The sequence below is a fragment of the Streptococcus plurextorum DSM 22810 genome, from assembly GCF_000423745.1.
Taxonomy (GTDB): domain Bacteria; phylum Bacillota; class Bacilli; order Lactobacillales; family Streptococcaceae; genus Streptococcus; species Streptococcus plurextorum.
The window spans coordinates 335,848-353,397 of sequence record NZ_AUIO01000001.1 but is presented as its reverse complement, the minus strand read 5'-3'; the positions used below and the strand labels follow the sequence as shown (position 1 = coordinate 353,397).

At 42.7% G+C, this 17,550-nt stretch carries 10 protein-coding genes; 9 read left to right on the top strand and 1 reads right to left on the bottom strand.

The annotated features are described in order from the left end of the window. The first annotated feature begins 10 nt into the window (after positions 1–10). The 6 genes from atpA (at position 11) to G575_RS0101690 (ending at position 6,861) form a co-directional block, all read left to right on the top strand. The gene (atpA, locus tag G575_RS0101715) at positions 11–1,519 is read left to right on the top strand and encodes a F0F1 ATP synthase subunit alpha (protein ID WP_027971204.1); all 1,509 of its coding nucleotides are present in this window, start codon (positions 11–13) and stop codon (positions 1,517–1,519) included. A gap of 12 nt (positions 1,520–1,531) precedes the next feature. Continuing rightward, the gene (locus tag G575_RS0101710; RefSeq protein WP_027971203.1) at positions 1,532–2,413 is read left to right on the top strand and encodes a F0F1 ATP synthase subunit gamma; all 882 of its coding nucleotides are present in this window, start codon (positions 1,532–1,534) and stop codon (positions 2,411–2,413) included. A gap of 219 nt (positions 2,414–2,632) precedes the next feature. Then, the gene (gene atpD, locus G575_RS0101705) at positions 2,633–4,039 is read left to right on the top strand and encodes a F0F1 ATP synthase subunit beta (RefSeq protein WP_027971202.1); all 1,407 of its coding nucleotides are present in this window, start codon (positions 2,633–2,635) and stop codon (positions 4,037–4,039) included. A 9-nt stretch (positions 4,040–4,048) separates the two neighbouring features. After that, entirely contained in the window at positions 4,049–4,468 is a 420-nt protein-coding gene (locus G575_RS0101700) for a F0F1 ATP synthase subunit epsilon (protein ID WP_027971201.1), read from the top strand. A gap of 271 nt (positions 4,469–4,739) precedes the next feature. After that, the gene (locus tag G575_RS0101695; RefSeq protein WP_027971200.1) at positions 4,740–5,525 is read left to right on the top strand and encodes a SpoIIE family protein phosphatase; all 786 of its coding nucleotides are present in this window, start codon (positions 4,740–4,742) and stop codon (positions 5,523–5,525) included. Between the two features lie 259 nt (positions 5,526–5,784). Then, a complete protein-coding gene (locus tag G575_RS0101690; protein ID WP_027971199.1) occupies positions 5,785–6,861 on the top strand; it encodes a hypothetical protein in 1,077 nt (358 codons plus the stop codon). Positions 6,862–7,000: 139 nt separating this feature from the next. Here G575_RS0101690 and ypfJ read toward each other — a convergent pair whose 3' ends face one another. Beyond that, positions 7,001–7,921 carry a KPN_02809 family neutral zinc metallopeptidase gene (gene ypfJ, locus G575_RS0101685; RefSeq protein ID WP_027971198.1) on the bottom strand — a complete coding sequence of 307 codons (921 nt, stop codon included), beginning with the start codon at positions 7,919–7,921 and terminating at the stop codon, positions 7,001–7,003. Positions 7,922–8,070: 149 nt separating this feature from the next. Between ypfJ and G575_RS0101680 the strand changes: the two genes are divergently transcribed. The 3 genes from G575_RS0101680 (at position 8,071) to addA (ending at position 17,411) form a co-directional block, all read left to right on the top strand. Then, positions 8,071–10,071, top strand: coding sequence for an LPXTG cell wall anchor domain-containing protein (locus G575_RS0101680; RefSeq protein ID WP_027971197.1), 2,001 nt, complete (start codon positions 8,071–8,073; stop codon positions 10,069–10,071). A gap of 355 nt (positions 10,072–10,426) precedes the next feature. After that, on the top strand, positions 10,427–13,732 hold the full coding sequence (gene rexB, locus G575_RS0101675) for an ATP-dependent nuclease subunit B (RefSeq protein ID WP_027971196.1): 3,306 nt from the start codon (positions 10,427–10,429) through the stop codon (positions 13,730–13,732). Continuing rightward, the gene (gene addA / locus G575_RS0101670; RefSeq protein WP_027971195.1) at positions 13,722–17,411 is read left to right on the top strand and encodes a helicase-exonuclease AddAB subunit AddA; all 3,690 of its coding nucleotides are present in this window, start codon (positions 13,722–13,724) and stop codon (positions 17,409–17,411) included. The genes rexB and addA overlap by 11 nt, the downstream gene beginning before the upstream one ends. Positions 17,412–17,550 lie beyond the last annotated feature (139 nt).

Here is a 17,550-nt window from a genome sequence, read left to right as displayed (position 1 = left end):
GGTGTATGGCTTGGCTATAAATGCACAAGAAATCAGTGCTTTGATTAAGGCACAAATTGATGACTTTCAACCAAACTTTGAAATCACAGAAACGGGTATTGTTACCTATGTTGGTGATGGTATTGCTCGTGCCAGTGGCCTAAATGCGGCCATGAGTGGAGAATTATTAGAGTTTTCAAATGGCTCATACGGAATGGCACAGAACCTTGAAACCAGTGATGTTGGGATTATCATTCTAGGTGATTATTTGGACATTCGAGAGGGAGACATTGTCAAGCGCACTGGAAAAATTATGGAGGTGCCCGTTGGCGACGCTTTGATTGGTCGTGTGGTCAATCCTCTAGGACAGCCAGTGGATGGTCTAGGCGATATTGCGACAACTGGGTTTAGACCTGTAGAAACACCTGCTCCTGGAGTCATGCAACGCAAGTCTGTTTCAGAACCTATGCAAACTGGCCTAAAAGCTATCGATGCCCTCGTGCCAATTGGTCGTGGTCAGCGTGAGCTTATTATTGGGGATCGTCAGACGGGTAAAACGTCCATTGCCATTGACGCCATTCTCAATCAAAAGGGAAATGATGTGATTTGTATCTATGTGGCTATTGGGCAAAAAGAATCAACCGTACGGACGCAAGTAGAAACGCTACGTCAATACGGGGCTTTGGACTACACCATTGTTGTGACAGCTTCAGCTTCACAACCATCCCCTTTACTTTTTATCGCTCCTTATGCAGGTGTGGCCATGGCTGAGGAATTCATGTATCAAGGCAAGCATGTTCTCATTGTCTATGATGATTTGTCAAAACAGGCGGTAGCCTATCGTGAATTGTCCTTGCTGCTTCGTCGTCCGCCAGGACGAGAAGCCTATCCAGGTGATGTTTTCTACCTTCATAGCCGTCTTCTTGAACGTTCAGCAAAGGTTTCAGATGAATTGGGTGGAGGTTCAATAACCGCTCTGCCATTTATCGAAACACAGGCAGGGGATATCTCAGCCTACATTGCGACTAATGTGATTTCAATTACAGATGGTCAAATTTTCTTAAAGGAAAATCTTTTTAATTCGGGTATTCGTCCTGCTATTGATGCCGGTTCTTCGGTGTCGCGTGTGGGAGGAGCTGCACAAATTAAGGCCATGAAAAAGGTAGCAGGTACCCTTCGTCTAGATTTAGCTTCTTATCGTGAGCTTGAGGCCTTTACGCAATTTGGATCAGATCTTGATGCGGCGACTCAGGCCAAACTGAATCGTGGTCGCCGTACGGTGGAAGTTCTGAAACAGCCCCTACACAAGCCTTTGCCAGTTGAGAAACAAGTCGTTATCCTATATGCTTTGACCCATGGTTTCTTGGATGATATTCCAGTAAATGATATTCTCACCTTTGAGTCGGAATTATATGACTATTTTGACAGGCATTACAGCTACATTTTTGATCTGATTCGCACGACAAAAGACTTACCTGAGGATGGTGTCTTAGATGCGGCTATTCAAGATTTTAAAGATCAATCATTTTTAAATGCTTAAGGAGGACTGATTATGGCAGGATCCCTAAGTGAAATTAAATCTAAAATCCTCTCTACGGAAAAAACCAGTAAGATTACCAGTGCCATGAAGATGGTCTCTTCTGCAAAGCTGGTCAAAGCCGAACAAGCTGCAAGAGACTATCAAATCTATGCTTCAAAGATTCGTCAAATTACAACCGATTTTTTAAAGTCAGAATTAATTTCAGGGTCTGATAATCCTATGTTAGCCGCTAGGCCGATTAAAAAGACAGGCTACATTGTGATCACCTCAGATAAAGGGCTGGTCGGTGGCTATAATGCGAAGCTTCTCAAAGCTATTTTGGAATTAATCGCAGACTATCATGAAGATGGTGCTGACGATTATGCCATTATCTCTATTGGGTCTATTGGGGCTGATTTTTTCAAGAATAGGGGATTGCCCGTCTCTTTCGAGATGCGTGGCTTGGAAGATCAGCCCTCCTTTGAGCAGGTGAGTCAAATCATCTCTCAATCTGTAGAAATGTATAGACAAGGTTTCTTTGATGAGCTTTATGTGTGTTATAACCATCATGTGAACAGTATTACCAGTCAGGTACGTGTTCAAAAAATGCTGCCTCTTTCTGATTTGGTAGCAGAAGAGGCAACAGAAGAAGGTGTAGCAGGATTTGAATTAGAGCCTAGTCGGACGGAAATTTTAGAGCAACTCTTGCCGCAATATACGGAGAGTCTGATTTATGGAGCCATTGTTGATGCTAAGACAGCAGAACATGCTGCAGGTATGACAGCCATGCAAACCGCAACCGATAATGCGAAGCATGTGATTGATGACTTGACGATTCAGTATAATCGTGCACGGCAATCGGCCATTACACAAGAAATTACAGAAATCGTAGCTGGTGCTAACGCACTCGAATGATGTTGCATTTGCCGTCATTGTCTTTGAGTGCCTATCGCTGGTGATGGGATTTGTGCAAAATATACAGAAAGGATAGTTTGATTTAGTAATCTTACTATATCAAACATGGGACAAAGAGCCTGTAAAACGCTTTATTTTCACCAGACAGCCGTATGCTTGGTAGGTTAATAGAGTTCAGGTGCTTGTAGCCAAGCTGGGTGTTCCATTGTATCTTAATTTATGAGTTCAGGAAAAGTTGTTCAGGTTGTTGGACCTGTTGTAGATGTCAAGTTTGCTGCAGGAGATAAACTACCAGAAATTAATAATGCCCTAATCGTCTATAAGAATGGGGATAAGAAACAAAAAATTGTCCTAGAAGTCGCGCTGGAGCTTGGTGATGGAGTGGTTCGTACCATCGCTATGGAGTCAACAGATGGCTTAACCAGAGGGGTTGAAGTTCTTGACACAGGCCGTCCAATCTCTGTTCCTGTCGGTAAGGAAACGCTGGGGCGGGTTTTCAACGTGTTGGGTGATACCATTGACCTAGAAGCGCCCTTTCCAGAAACTGCAGAGCGTCAACCAATTCATAAGAAGGCACCAGCTTTTGATGAATTATCGACGTCTAATGACATCTTGGAGACTGGTATCAAGGTCATTGACCTACTAGCCCCTTACTTGAAGGGTGGTAAGGTTGGTCTTTTCGGTGGTGCCGGAGTTGGTAAGACTGTCTTGATTCAGGAATTGATTCACAATATTGCTCAGGAGCACGGAGGGATCTCTGTCTTTACCGGTGTTGGTGAGCGGACCCGTGAGGGAAATGATCTTTACTGGGAAATGAAAGAATCAGGCGTTATTGAGAAAACTGCCATGGTATTCGGTCAGATGAATGAGCCACCAGGTGCTCGTATGCGGGTTGCTCTGACTGGTTTGACCATTGCGGAATACTTCCGTGATGTTGAAGGTCAGGATGTTCTGCTCTTCATCGATAACATTTTCCGTTTCACGCAGGCAGGGTCAGAAGTATCAGCCCTTTTGGGGCGGATGCCTTCTGCCGTTGGTTATCAGCCAACCCTTGCGACAGAAATGGGACAGTTGCAGGAGCGGATTACCTCAACGAAGAAGGGCTCTGTCACATCGATTCAGGCCATTTACGTGCCTGCTGATGACTATACAGACCCAGCCCCAGCAACAGCCTTTGCTCACCTGGACTCCACAACTAACTTGGAGCGGAAATTAACCCAGATGGGCATTTATCCTGCGGTTGATCCTCTGGCTTCTAGCTCGCGCGCCCTTTCTCCAGAAATTGTTGGAGAAGAGCATTATCAGGTAGCTACAGAAGTTCAACGCGTTCTGCAACGTTATCGTGAATTGCAGGATATCATTGCTATCTTAGGTATGGATGAATTGTCTGATGAGGAAAAAATCCTTGTTGGTCGTGCGCGTCGGATTCAGTTTTTCTTATCTCAGAACTTTAATGTGGCAGAACAATTTACAGGTCAGCCAGGTTCTTATGTGCCAGTTGCTGAAACGGTACGTGGTTTTAAAGAAATTCTAGAAGGCAAACATGACCTGCTACCAGAAGATGCTTTCCGAAATGTCGGCCCTATCTCTGATGTTATTGAAAAAGCTAAAAAAATGGGCTACTAGGAGGTCTCTATGGCACATATGACAGTTCAGGTCGTTACGCCTGATGGGATTAAATACGATCATCATGCGAACTATATTTCGGTTCGGACAAAAAATGGAGAGATGGGAATTCTACCTCATCACATCAATTTTATTGCGTCACTAGATGTTCATGAGATGAAGATTCGTCGCATTGATGACGATAGCCATGTGGACTGGGTCGCCGTCAATGGCGGAATCATTGAAGTTAAGAATAATCTTGTTACGATTGTGGCAAATTCAGCAGAGAGGGAACGAGACATCGATGTTAGCCGTGCAGAGCGTGCCAGACTTCGTGCAGAGCGTGCTCTTGATCAAGCGCAAGCTATTCATGATATTGACCAAGTTCGCCGTGCTAAAGTAGCGCTTCAACGCGCCTTAAATCGAATACATGTCGGCAGTCATAAATGATTGCCTTTGATTTGAGGATTTAGATGATAACATGCCTGAAGCAGCAGAGTTTCAGGCATTTTTTATCAGGAGAAATGGTTTGGCTTTTATGTCACTGTGCCAACCAATAACAGTCTGTTTTTTTTTTCAAGCAGAGTGGGTGAGCTAATGTTCTAGACAAAAGTCGATTGTCGAAGCAAGTTTCAGGGACTTCTGACAGGCAGACTAGACATAGGGACTTGTCAATTTTCTTGTTAGAAGCTATACTACTTAGTAAAGAGAGGCAAGTATTATGATTGTTGAACAGGTCATTTCAATTCAAGGGACCAATCAATCAAATGAAGATATGATTGGCTATTCTGGGCATTATTTTTGGTTAATGGACGGTGTGACGGATCTTTATGGTATTCGACTCTTTGAGGAAGATACAGATTCAGCGGTTTTAGTGAGACGTCTTGACCAAGCCCTAAGGCAGCACTTAGATGACCAGAAGTCTTTGCTATCCATTGTTCAAGAGAGTGTCCAGATGGTTCGGGAAAATCTCTTGAAGGAGGAGAAAATAAGGACAGACTGTCCTCACTATATGTTGCCAACCTTTACGTTGGTTTTTGCGAGAATAATTGACGGGCATTTAGACTATTATATTTTAGGAGATTCTTACCTCATTATTGAAGGGAAGCAGGTGCTAACAGATGATCGCATTTGGCCCCTTGCAGCTCAAGACAAGCAACTGCTTGCTAAGGTTGAAGACCCACAGAAGCGAAAGGCTATCCTGCAAAAGACACGTCAAAAGTTAAATCAAGCAGATGGCTATTGGATTGGCTCTATTGATGGTCAGGGATTGGCTTATGCCCTTTTAGGGAGTTTGGAGCTGACCAATCATGATCGTATTATGCTATGTTCGGATGGCTTTGTGGACTATTGTTTGCCCAACCAGAAACTAGAAGCATTGACCTATTCGCCACAACAGGTGATCGATGCTTTGCAATCCTGTTTTGCCAATAACCATGTAGATTTAAGCCAGTTTAAGAAGAGAGATGATATCAGCCTGATTGGAATACGTTATGAAACATCGTAAAATCTTAATTAACAAATATTTTTATGCTATTACAGGTAGAATCGACTTGTTTTACACAGCAGTAAAGCAATACTTTGGGTGAACGCTCCTTATTTTAAGCGTTCTTCTCAATAATTTATTCTCCTTTAGGGACTCCTTGAGTTTTTTCTTTAACCTAAACCTTGAGAAATACCTCACGTCTTTTTGGTTACTTCTTTTGGTACTGGTCTCTGCTCTTGTGATGAGTTTTAGACGTTATCACAAGTTGATTGAGAATATTATGATTGAGACACTTGATGAGAGTGACAAAACAGCTCTAAAAGAGACATTAAGCTTACCGCATGACTATCAGAAATCTGGCTATCAGGTTAGTGTTTTTGAAAAAGGGACTTACGGTAAGGAATATTATGTGATGAGTCCGGTAATCAATCAACTATTGCAGGAGGGGAAAAATATCCCGTTACTGTTCAAAGCTCCTAATTATAATCTGCCAGCGGTTCTTCTGGAACTTCTGCCTAAAATTATGAAGGTTAATTTATCAAAAAACCGTTTTATGAATAATGGGAAATTGGTGAGGCAACATCAGAGTCTGCTGGTAGAGCATTTTAAGGATGGTGGGCATATAGGCATTGGTAAAGTTGGGTATTATGACGGCCAGTGTTCCCATGAAATTGTTTATAAAAACTTCTATCATCAGCAAGAGATTGGCCTTTATTTTTCAGGCAAAACGTTACTGTCCAATGAAGATAATGAACTTTATAGTTTGACCAATAGTAGAAGTGCTAACTTCTTAGGCGCTTCTACCTTAGTCATTACAGCGGATCGTCATCTGCTGATTGCTAGACAAGGTGCCAATTCTAAAGCCAATCGTAACCGCTATGCCCCATCAGGTTCTGGATCCGTAGAATGGCAAAAGGATTATAGACAGTTAAATCCTTCCAACTTGGATGCCTTGATCATTTCTGCTATGGAACGAGAATTTTGCGAGGAATGGGGATTGTCTGATAAGGATCGTGCCCTGATGGCAACGGGTCTGATTGGTTACGCTAGGTTACTTGAACGTGGCGGAAAGCCTGACTACTTTGGGATAACTTATATTGACAAAGGCTACGAGGAATTAGTTGCTAGTCAGGATAAGATGTCTTATCGGGAAATTGGTTTACAGCAAAAATCAGATATTAAGCTGACTTTCACGAGGATTGATGATATCTATCAGCAATTAGAGCGGTTTTGTCAGCAAAGTGTAACAGATGACTTACTATCTATTCAGGTTTATTTGATCACAGAAATCATTAAAGAGATGACTGTAGAAGGAAGATTTACAGCATTTATGAACGGTTTGGGTCTGTTTGACTGAGGAAGTCCTTGCTCTTTATTCAACCTGCAAATCATCACTGTTTTAGACAGCAAATGGCATTCAACTATAGGCTAGTAGCTGTCACAGAAAGAGAAGTATAAAACCCCTTCTGAAATTCAGCTTCAGAAGGGGTTCGTTCTTACAATTGATTTTCAGGGATGGAAAAGGTGTCGCCGTGTTGGAGGTCACCATAATCATACCCTTTTTGGAACCAGCGTTTGCGTTGCTCAGAGGTCCCGTGAGTGAAGCTATCTGGCATTGTTCGACCATAAGCTTCTTGTTGCAAATGGTCATCTCCAACAGCATGCGCAGCCGTTAGGGCCTCATCAATATCACCAATGTCCAGCAATCCTTGATCCGCGACAGCATTTGCCCAAGCCCCTGCGTAATAGTCGGCTTGAAGTTCGAGCCGCACATTTAGTTTATTGCCTTCAACCTCTGAAAGCCTACTATGCTTTTTGGCATAATCTGAAAGTGTTCCCAGCTCGTTTTGGACATGGTGGCCAACTTCATGGGCGATAACATAGGCCATAGCAAAGTCGCCAGAGGCGCCGTATTTGGTGGATAAGTCTTGGTAAAAGGATAAATCTAGATAAATCTTTTGATCAGCAGGGCTATAGAAAGGTCCAGATTGAGCATAACCTGTGCCGCTGGCTGTTTCGATATAATCCGTATAAAGAACAAGCTTTGGTGGTTGATAGTTTAAACCATTACGTTGAAATTCTTTGGTCCAAAAGTCTTCAGTCGAGGCTAGAACTTTAGAGATAAATTCGGCATCTTTATCTGAAACGCTTGTATTTGCTGTCTGTGTGACCTGACTGGTTGAGTAGCTATTACTGTTACCGCTAAAGAGTTCGCTAATTCCAGTTCCTCCACCAAGGAAAACAAGTAGTAGGATAAGGATGAGTTTTGTTTTCCAACCTGTTCGTGAAAACAGCAGTTGTAAGAGGAGTTGATTGTTGGAATTTCCTCTGTTAAATGAAGAGCCCAAGTTTCTGCCGCTAGTCTGACCACGCTTATCCTCGACATTTTGGCTTTTTCTTAAATCATCTATTTTCATCATTTTCTCCTGAGTTATGATTGACTTTATTATACCTAAATTTTTAAAGATAGGGAAACCACAAGGAAATTTATAAAAATGCTTGCTATTTCCTACAATCGGTATATAATAGTAGTGGTCTAATCTTTTTGAAAAATGAGGAGAAAAACATGAAAAGAAAAGTTACCATTAGCCTTGCAGCCCTTTTGTTAGGATTATGGATGAATCCAGTAGAAGCTGCAGAGATTAATGGGCATGTTAGAAAATATGGCAATGAAAGTGCCCGTGATTTTGTTCATCGTACCAATGGTTCAACCAGTGGTACGCAAGTTACTTGGTTTCAAGGTGCCAATTATGGCGGAGTCTTAGTGAGAGTGACGGATACCAATGGACAAGTTGTTTTTGAAGGACAAACGGGATCTCAAGCACAGTCTGCAACAGCAGGTGACTTCACTGTTGCAAATCTTCCTGTAGGGACTTATACCATTAGTTTGGTCACTGATTCAGAAGTGCCTATTACCCTAAGTACAGATAGTAATTACCCATTCCAGTCGAAAACATCAACAGTGACCATTACGTCGGATAGTCAAAAAGTGGATTTATACTGGATGCTTGTCAGTCGTTCGCGCCAAATTATGGCCATCTCTAAACGAGGGGAGTTTCCAAACAACAGTATCGGACAAAACCAAAATGGTGAACCGGTATCCTACCGTATCTGGTACTCAGGTAATGATGGCATCTATACTTTTACGAGTAACAATCGCCAGTACGTCAGCTTCTATGGGGCTTTACAGAATGATAGTCTGGGGATGTACACAGATGTGACGACTGTCCCAACACTGACTGAAGCAGAAAAAGCTTACGGTTGGACATTCAAGGGGTGGCGCATCAATGGCAGTGACAAGGTTTATAGTGCCGATGAAGTTGTTCAGCAACGGATAGATTCGGCCATTACTTTAGAAGCCGTTTGGGAAGCGCCTAGCTATAAGGTAACCTTTGCTACAGATAGTGAAAAAGGAAGCATCTCTAATCAGTCTTCTGTAACCTACACCGTTGAAGGGAACGGAAGCACTGTCAGCTCTGCTTTATCAAACACCTTACCAGAAGCAACAGCAAAAGATGGGTATACTTTCATAGGATGGTATGTTGATCATACGACTAATATCGTAGATAGTGCGGATATTTTAGCAACTAATGTAACCAAGGACTTGGTTTACTATGCTAAGTATAAGAAAAACACAACAGACATCACAATTGGAGAAAACGGTAATTGGTTTATCGATGGTGTTGATACAGGAAAAGCTTCTCGCGGTGAAACAGGAGCCACAGGTGCGACTGGACAAGCTGGTAAAGATGGTAGCAGTATCACGGTGGTTAAGACAGACTTTGATGCCAATGGTAATACTGTCGTTACCTTTAGTGATGGTTCTGTGACAACCATTCTAAAAGGAGCAGATGGCTTAGCTGGTAAAGATGGTCAAGATGGCAAGGACGGTCAAGATGGTTCATCTATTGCCATCACATCAACAACTGTTAATGCTAATGGCGATACTGTCGTTACCTTTAGTGATGGAACGTCAATTACTATTCCAAAAGGTCAAGATGGCACAAATGGTAAAGACGGAGTAGACGGTAAGGATGGCGTTGATGGCAAAGATGGCGTTGATGGCAAAGATGGGCAAGACGGAGCAAGCCTTACGATTGTCAAAACAGAAATTGATGGAGACGGCAACACTGTTCTTTACTTCTCAGATGGCAGCCAAGCAGTCATCAACAAAGGAACAGATGGTAAAGACGGTCAAGATGGCAAGAGCATTAGCGTCGTAGAAACACAAACAGATGCTAATGGCAATACGATTATTACCTTTAGTGATACGACCAGTGTGCTCATTACCAAAGGAGCAGATGGCAAGGATGGCCAAGATGGTCAGTCAACGTCAGTGACAATTGGCGACAATGGCAACTGGGTTGTGGATGGCAAAGATACTGGCATCCCAGCACGTGGAGAAACAGTTGTCAAAGAACCAGCAACGATTGTTGAACGTTTTGTAAGCTCTGTTCTTCCTAAAACAGGAACCGAGTTACTCTCTTATTTGACTATTCTAGGTGCTGGTATAGGTATGGTTGGTGCCTACTTAGCAGGTCGTCGCAAAGGCGAACAAAAACATTAATGGTTTGGTATCCTATATAATCTGAAAGCCACTTCTAAGAGTGGCTTTTAGACTGAAGATAAAGCCTATAACGGACGGTAGTGACTTCCTTTGGCAGGTCTTGTCTCATTTTTGAGCCGATGTTTCAAAAAGTGCTGGTGGCCTACAACTAGTGTTGACGCTACATTTACCAGGATGAACAGTCCCTAATAAGGCTTATTTTCGGTTGCAACATGGGAAACCACATCTTAAGCGAGCAGAGCTTCTCAGTTTGTTTAAGGAGAAAATAGAGTTTGTCTACGTTCAAGCCACTCATAAGGGTGGCTTTTTGTTATACTAGTATTAGTAAAATTTCCAATAGGATGAGAGGAAAGTCATGAAACTTTTTTTTACTGATGTGTCTCAGGACTTAACAAAAAAATTGGCTGCAGAGGCCCAAAAACTAGCGCAAGAAGGTAAGCGTGTCTTTTACATTGCACCAAACTCTCTTTCCTTTGAAAAAGAGCGCAAGGTTTTGTCAAGCCTGCCTCAGAAAGCTTCGTTTGCCATTACGGTGACGCGTTTTGGTCAGATGGCGCGTTATTTTCTTCTGAAAGATGCTAATAGCAGAGCAAGTCTAGATGATAAGGCGCTAGCCATGCTCTTTTTCCGTGTCTTGAGCCAGTTTGAGGAGGATGACCTTAAGGTTTATGGTCGTCTGCGTAAAGATGCTAATGTCATCCATCAGCTGATTGACCTCTATAAGGAGCTAAAAACTGCCCATATGACTATTGAAGACCTTTGCTATTTGGAGCAGATAGACAAGGCTCAAGATTTGACTAAGATTTTCCTAGCTGTTGAAGATTATTTGAGAGAGAATCATTTTGATAACCAAAGTAAATTATCCCGTTTTGGGGATCAAATCCAGTCAGGACAGCTTGACCAACAGCTTGAGAAAACGGTCCTCATTATTGATGGTTTTACCCGTTTTTCAGCTGAGGAAGAATACTTGATTGATCTTCTTCATGGCCGATGTTCAGACATCATCATTGGCGTCTATGCTAGCCAAAAAGCCTACCGAACCAACTTTATTCAAGGCAATATCTATCAAGCCTCTGTAGAGTTTTTACGGCATTTGGCTCAGCGTTTTGGGGTTAAGCCTCTTTATTTAGGGGACATGGCAGAGCAGACGAGCTTTTCTCGATTGACTGCCATCTTGGAAAGTCGCCATGATTTTAGCCAGACAGACCTTACGCTGACAGATGAAGATAAAGAGAGCATTCAAATTTGGGAAGTTGTCAACCAGCGAGAAGAAATCATTCAAGTGGCTCGTCAGATTCGTCAGCTCCTTGCTAAAGGAATCCGCTATAAGGAGATTTTGGTACTGCTAGGAGATGTGGATAGTTACCATTTGCAGGTCAAAAAGCTCTTTGACAAGTTTGATATCCCTTATTACTTCGGCAAAGCAGAGTCAATGTCTCATCATCCACTGGTCAATGTGATTGATGCCTTGGAGCGTATAAAACGCTATAATTTCCGAGCAGAAGATGTCTTAAATGTGCTCAAATCAGGTTTAATTGGTAGGTTTACTCAGGAGGAAATTGACCGCTTTGAACAGTATGTCATTTTTGCGGATATTCAAGGTTTGGCTAAATTTAACCGTGATTTTACAGCCAATCTAAGGCAAAAACGGCAAAGAGATGCACAAGGTCATCTTCAAGTGACAGACCGTTACCAACTGGATCACTTGAATCAGATACGCCACCAACTCATCACTCCTCTAGTAAACTTTTTGAAGGTCCGTCCCCAAAAAGGAGACAGTCTTTTGAAAAAATTCAGTCAGTTACTAGAAGAATTTGCATTAACAACTAACTTTGAAAAGCTAGTCCAAGGTGTAGATGAAGGAGAGTTAGATCAGCACGAGCAAGTCTGGAGCTGTTTTGTTGGTTTGCTTGAGCAAATGCATCGCATTTTTGGCACGACCAGTTTATCTGTAGCTGATTTTCTGTCCTTGCTCAAATCTGGTATGATGGCTGCAGAGTATCGGACGGTACCAGCGACAGTCGATGTGGTCAACATCAAATCCTATGATTTGGTGGAACCGCATTCTGCTAAATACGTTTTTGCGCTAGGTATGACGCGTAGCCATTTTCCAAAAAACGCTCAGAACAAGAGCCTTTTGACTGATCAGGAAAGAGCGCTGATCAATGAAAAAACAGAGGATGCTACCCAGTTGTCTATTGTGGGTGCTGATAATCTCAAGAAAAATCATTTTGCTGCCCTATCTCTTTTTAATGCGGCCAGCCATCAGTTAGTGCTCAGCTTGCCACAAGTTCTTAATGAATCTGCAGATGAGATATCGCCCTATCTGAAAGAATTGCTTGCTATCGGCTTAACGGTTGAGGAAAGAGGGTCTGACTATCAAGCAAGCTCAGATCAAATAGGCAATTACAAGGATTTGCTATCGACAATTATTGCGGTAAACCAAAGCCAACTATTTTCTGAGATGACTAGGGAAGAACAGACCTTCTGGGCTGTAGCCGTTCGATATTTACGTCGTCAAATGGCAGAGCAAGCCTTGGAATTTCCGGAAATTTTGGGAGAAATTAAGACCAAACCAGTGTCAGAAGAGGTCATGGCAATCGTCTTTCCCAAAAATCAGCCTATTGCCTTATCTGTTACGGCTCTTACAGCCTTTTACAATAATCAATACCTCTACTTTTTACGTTACGTGTTGGGGTTACAAGAGTCTGAGACGCTTAAGCCAGATGCTCGTGTTTACGGGACCTACTTGCACCGAATTTTCGAGCGCTTGTTTAGAGAGAACCTTTCATCGGCTCATTTTGATGCTAGCCTTGAACGAGCCATCTCTGAAACCAATCAAGAAGACCATTTCAAGCAACTATTTCAAGCAGACAATCAAGAAAGTTACTTGTCACAAGTGATTTTAGAAGATATGGCTAGATCTACGGCTAGTCTTTTTAGGGAAATGCAGTCTGAGACGGTCAAAGATCAAGAAAAGGCCTTTGATTTTCTCCTTGCAGGTCAAGCTAAGGTCAAAGGCATTATTGATCGTGTCGATATCTTACCTGCTTCTGCTGGAGATAATGCTTCCATGAAAGACAAATTTAGCGTCGTAGACTATAAGTCTAGTGATAGGAAGTTTCATCTCAATGATTTTTACAATGGGCTTAATTCTCAACTAGTCACTTACCTTCAAGCAGTTAAGGAAGCCTATGGCATTGAAACAGATCAGCTTTTAGGCGCGATGTACCTGCACATGCAAAATCCAATCGTTCAGCTAGCGAAGACTAAGAGTCAGGAGGATGTTTTGACTCAGAATATTAAAGCGCTGACTTACCAAGGCCTTTTTTCAGAGGAGGATAAGGTGCACTTGGCGAATGGAGCATATAGTTATGGGCAACACCTGTATAACCAAGCCCAGCTGGATACCTTGCTGACTTATAATCAAACCCTTTTTGCCAAAGCTATTGCCACGATTCGCTCAGGTAGCTTTGCTATTAACCCCTATACCAAAGATGGCAAGTCTGTCGCGGGAGAACAACTGAAAGCTATCACACACTTTGAAGCGGATCAGCATCTGCTGACCAATGCTAGACGCTTGAAGCAATTGCCTAGGAAGGGACAAGGGATTGACAAAATTGAAGCACTAGCCCTTATGGAGGAAGAAAATGGACGTTAAAGCGTTTTTGACGGAGACAGAGATTGCTGCCCGTATTGCTGAGGAGGCGACATCAAATAAGGAGCGCAAACTGACACCTGAGCAGATTGAAGCTATTTACACCAGTGGCACCAATATTTTGGTGTCGGCTTCTGCGGGTTCTGGAAAGACTTTTGTCATGGTTCGCCGGATTTTGGACATCATCAGCCGTGGGATTTCGATTGATAGGCTCTTTATTTCGACCTTTACGGTAAAGGCTGCTGGGGAGTTGAAAGAGCGTTTAGAAGCAGGATTGACAGATATGCTCAAAGAGGCCAAAAGCGAAGAAGAGATGGTCTATTTGTCGGAGCAAGTTGCCCTCCTTAGTGCTGCTGATATTGGAACAATGGATGCCTTTACTCAAAAATTAGTCAATCAACACGGTTATCTTTTAGGCATTTCTCCAATGTTTCGCATAATGGCGGAAAAGTCTGAACAGGATATTTTGAAAGGCCAGGTTTTCCAAGATCTCTTTTCAGACTATATGACCGGACAGTCGAGTCAGGACTTTATTAAGTTGGTGCGCAATTTTAGTGGCAATCGCAAAGATAGTGCTGCCTTTCGTGCCTTAGTTTACGACATTTATCAGTTTAGTCAGTCCACAGCTAGCCCTAAGCAGTGGTTGGAGAGTTGCTTTTTAGCAGCTAATCAGACACCTCTTAAGGAGCAGCTTGAGGTTTATTTATCAGAATTTTTGTCTCCTAACGTTTTGGATAAGGCCATCACAGATGCCCTAGCATTTTTCCAACACCATTATGAGACGGTGACTCAGGAATTTCAAAAATCCTATAAATACCTAGATGCCGTTCAGGAAGTGATTGAGCTCTTAGGCCATTTTGATGTGCTCAGCAGTCGAGAGCAAGTTGCAACATTTTTAGATAAGGTCTCGGCTCTCTCTAGTCAGCTGACCATGCGGATTGGAAATGTTAAGGATGAGGAGCTCAAAGCTTTTTCAAAGGACTATAATCAGGCGAGACCAGACTATTTAGCCCCATTTCTTGAGGCGAAAAGAGCCTTGTTTGAGGCTGATGTGATTGGACGTTATCAGCCAGAGAGTTTGCCTCTCCTTGTTTTATTAAGAGATTTTGTCTCTGATTTCAGTGACCAATACCTGCAAGCGAAAATTCAGGAAAATGCTTTTGAATTTAACGACATTGCCCATTTGGCGATACAAGTCTTAGAAGACTTTCCTCAAGTGGCACAGGCTTATCGTGAGCATTTCCATGAAGTGATGGTAGACGAGTACCAGGATAACAGCCACACTCAGGAACGGTTGTTAGAACTCTTATCAAATGGTCACAACCGTTTTATGGTGGGAGACATTAAACAATCCATCTACCGTTTTCGTCAGGCGGATCCGCAGATTTTCCACCAACAGTTCAAACGGTTTCAAGATCATCCGAGTGCCGGTAAGCTCATTTTGCTCAAGGAAAATTTCCGTTCGCATGCTGTTGTTTTAGAGGCTACCAATGATCTTTTCCGTCATCTCATGGACGAGGATTTGGGGGATATTCGCTATGATGAAACGCATTTGTTAGTAGCAGGTTCAGCTCATCAACAAGAGGCGTGTCCTGAAAACAAAACTCAGCTTTTAATTTACAATACTGATACCGCTGATGACCTGCCAGTAGACGAATCAGAAGAGGCGTTTGAAACAGAGGACGAAGCCCTTTCTAAAGGGGAAATCAATTTGGTCATCAAGGAAATTATCCGCCTTTATAACGATGAAAAAGTAGCGTTCAAGGATATAACGCTCTTGGTGCGATCACGTAGCCTTTACAAGGATATTTTGCCTGCCTTCGAGGCTCACGGCATTCCGCTGGTGACGGATGGTGGTCAGATGAACTACCTCAAGTCTTTGGAGGTTATGGTGATGTTAGACACGCTACGTGCCATCAATAATCCTCTTAACGATTATGCCCTCGTAGCTCTCTTGCGCTCGCCAATGTTTCAGTTTGATGAGGATGACTTGGCACGGATTGCTATCCAGGCTGACAGTGGGGACTTCTATGACAAGTTGGTTTTGGCTTATGAAACATCTGGTGACCATTCGTCGTTAATCACGAACCGTCTAGCAAACAAACTGGCCAATTTTATGGAGACCTTTTTGACTTGGCGAGAATTGGCAAAACGGCTATCGCTCTATGATCTGATTTGGACCATTTATAATGATCGCTTCTATTATGACTATGTGGCAGCTTTACCAAAGTCAGAACAGCGACAGGCTAATCTATACGCCTTAGCCTTACGTGCCCATGCCTATGAAAAAACAGGCTTCAAAGGCTTGCCCCGCTTTATCGGTATGATTGATAAGGTCTTGGCAAGTGATAATGATTTGGCAGATGTTGACATCGTACCGCCTAAAAATGCGGTTCAAGTCATGACCATGCACAAATCAAAAGGTCTGGAGTTTCAGTATGTCTTTATTCTGGGAGCAGACAAGGAATTACTGACCAAACTGAGTGATAGCAGAAAACCTTACATTCTTAGTCGGGATAAGGGGATTGGCATTAAGTATCTGGCGGATGCCAAAGAAGACTTTCCAGAAACAAGTTTGCCAAAGGTGTATTTGCAGATAGACACCCTACCTTATCGTGCCAATCAGGCGGAAAGTAAAAAAGCAGAGCTATCGGAGTTGATGCGTCTGCTTTATGTGGGAATGACCCGAGCGGAAAAACGCCTCTACATTGTCGGAAAAGGGAGTCAAGAAAAATTATCTCAAGCTTATTCTGGTAAGTCAGAGAAAGGACTTGTTCCAATCAAGGAGCGTGAAAAGCAAAAAAATTTCCAGGATTGGTTTTTAGCCGTTGCAGAAGCCTTCGGGAAGGAAGGTCTTGCTTTTGAGATTACTTATGTTAACCAAGACCAACTAAGAGCTGATAAAATCGGCCGTTTGACAGTGGAAAAAGGGATTTCTGCAGATGACCTGTCTCAGAATCGTCAGTCTGATCAGATTAGTCAGGCTTTAACGGTCCTTGAGTCGGTGGAGCAGCTCAATCAAAAGTACCGCTCTGCTATTAACCTCCCTACCGTCAGAACCCCTAGCCAGGTCAAACACTTTTACGAACAGGTTATGGATACAGAAGGGGTTGAGGTTATGGAAAAAGCTAGCGCGGTTGTCCAAAAAGGTCAGTTGAGCTTTAGCTTACCAGATTTTTCTAATCAAACTCAGCCATCAGCTACGGCAATAGGAGCAGCACTTCATGAGCTCATGCAACGCTTACAACTTTCTGATCAAGTAACCGAAGCGATGGTCCAGAAGGCAATTGAAGCTGTTCAAGCAGATCCTTCTGTCAAAGCCCAGCTTGACCTCTCTAAAATCTTAGCTTTCTTTGACAGCCCATTGGGGAAAGAAATATTAGCTAACAGAGATAAATTACATCGTGAAGCACCTTTTGCCATGCTAACGACCGATCAGGAAAGTGGTGAGGACTTTGTGGTTCGTGGCATTATTGATGGCTACCTGCTCTATGAGGATCATCTGGTGCTTTTTGACTACAAGACGGATAAATTTACCGATAGTCAAAAAATCGCTTCCCGCTACCAAGGGCAAATGGCGCTCTACGCTCAAGCACTTAGTCAGTCTTATCACATACCTAAGGTTGACAAATACCTAGTGTTACTAGGCGGGCAGAAAGTGGAAGTCCTGAAATTGAATTAAATCAAAAAAGGCAGAAAATCCATTTTTCCTTTAAGCAAAGGTGTCAGGCTAGGCATTTACAATAGGACATGTTTATCTAAAAGCTGACATCCGATGACCTTCTCTTACGATAGCATAGGATTTGTGATATGAGCTCTGA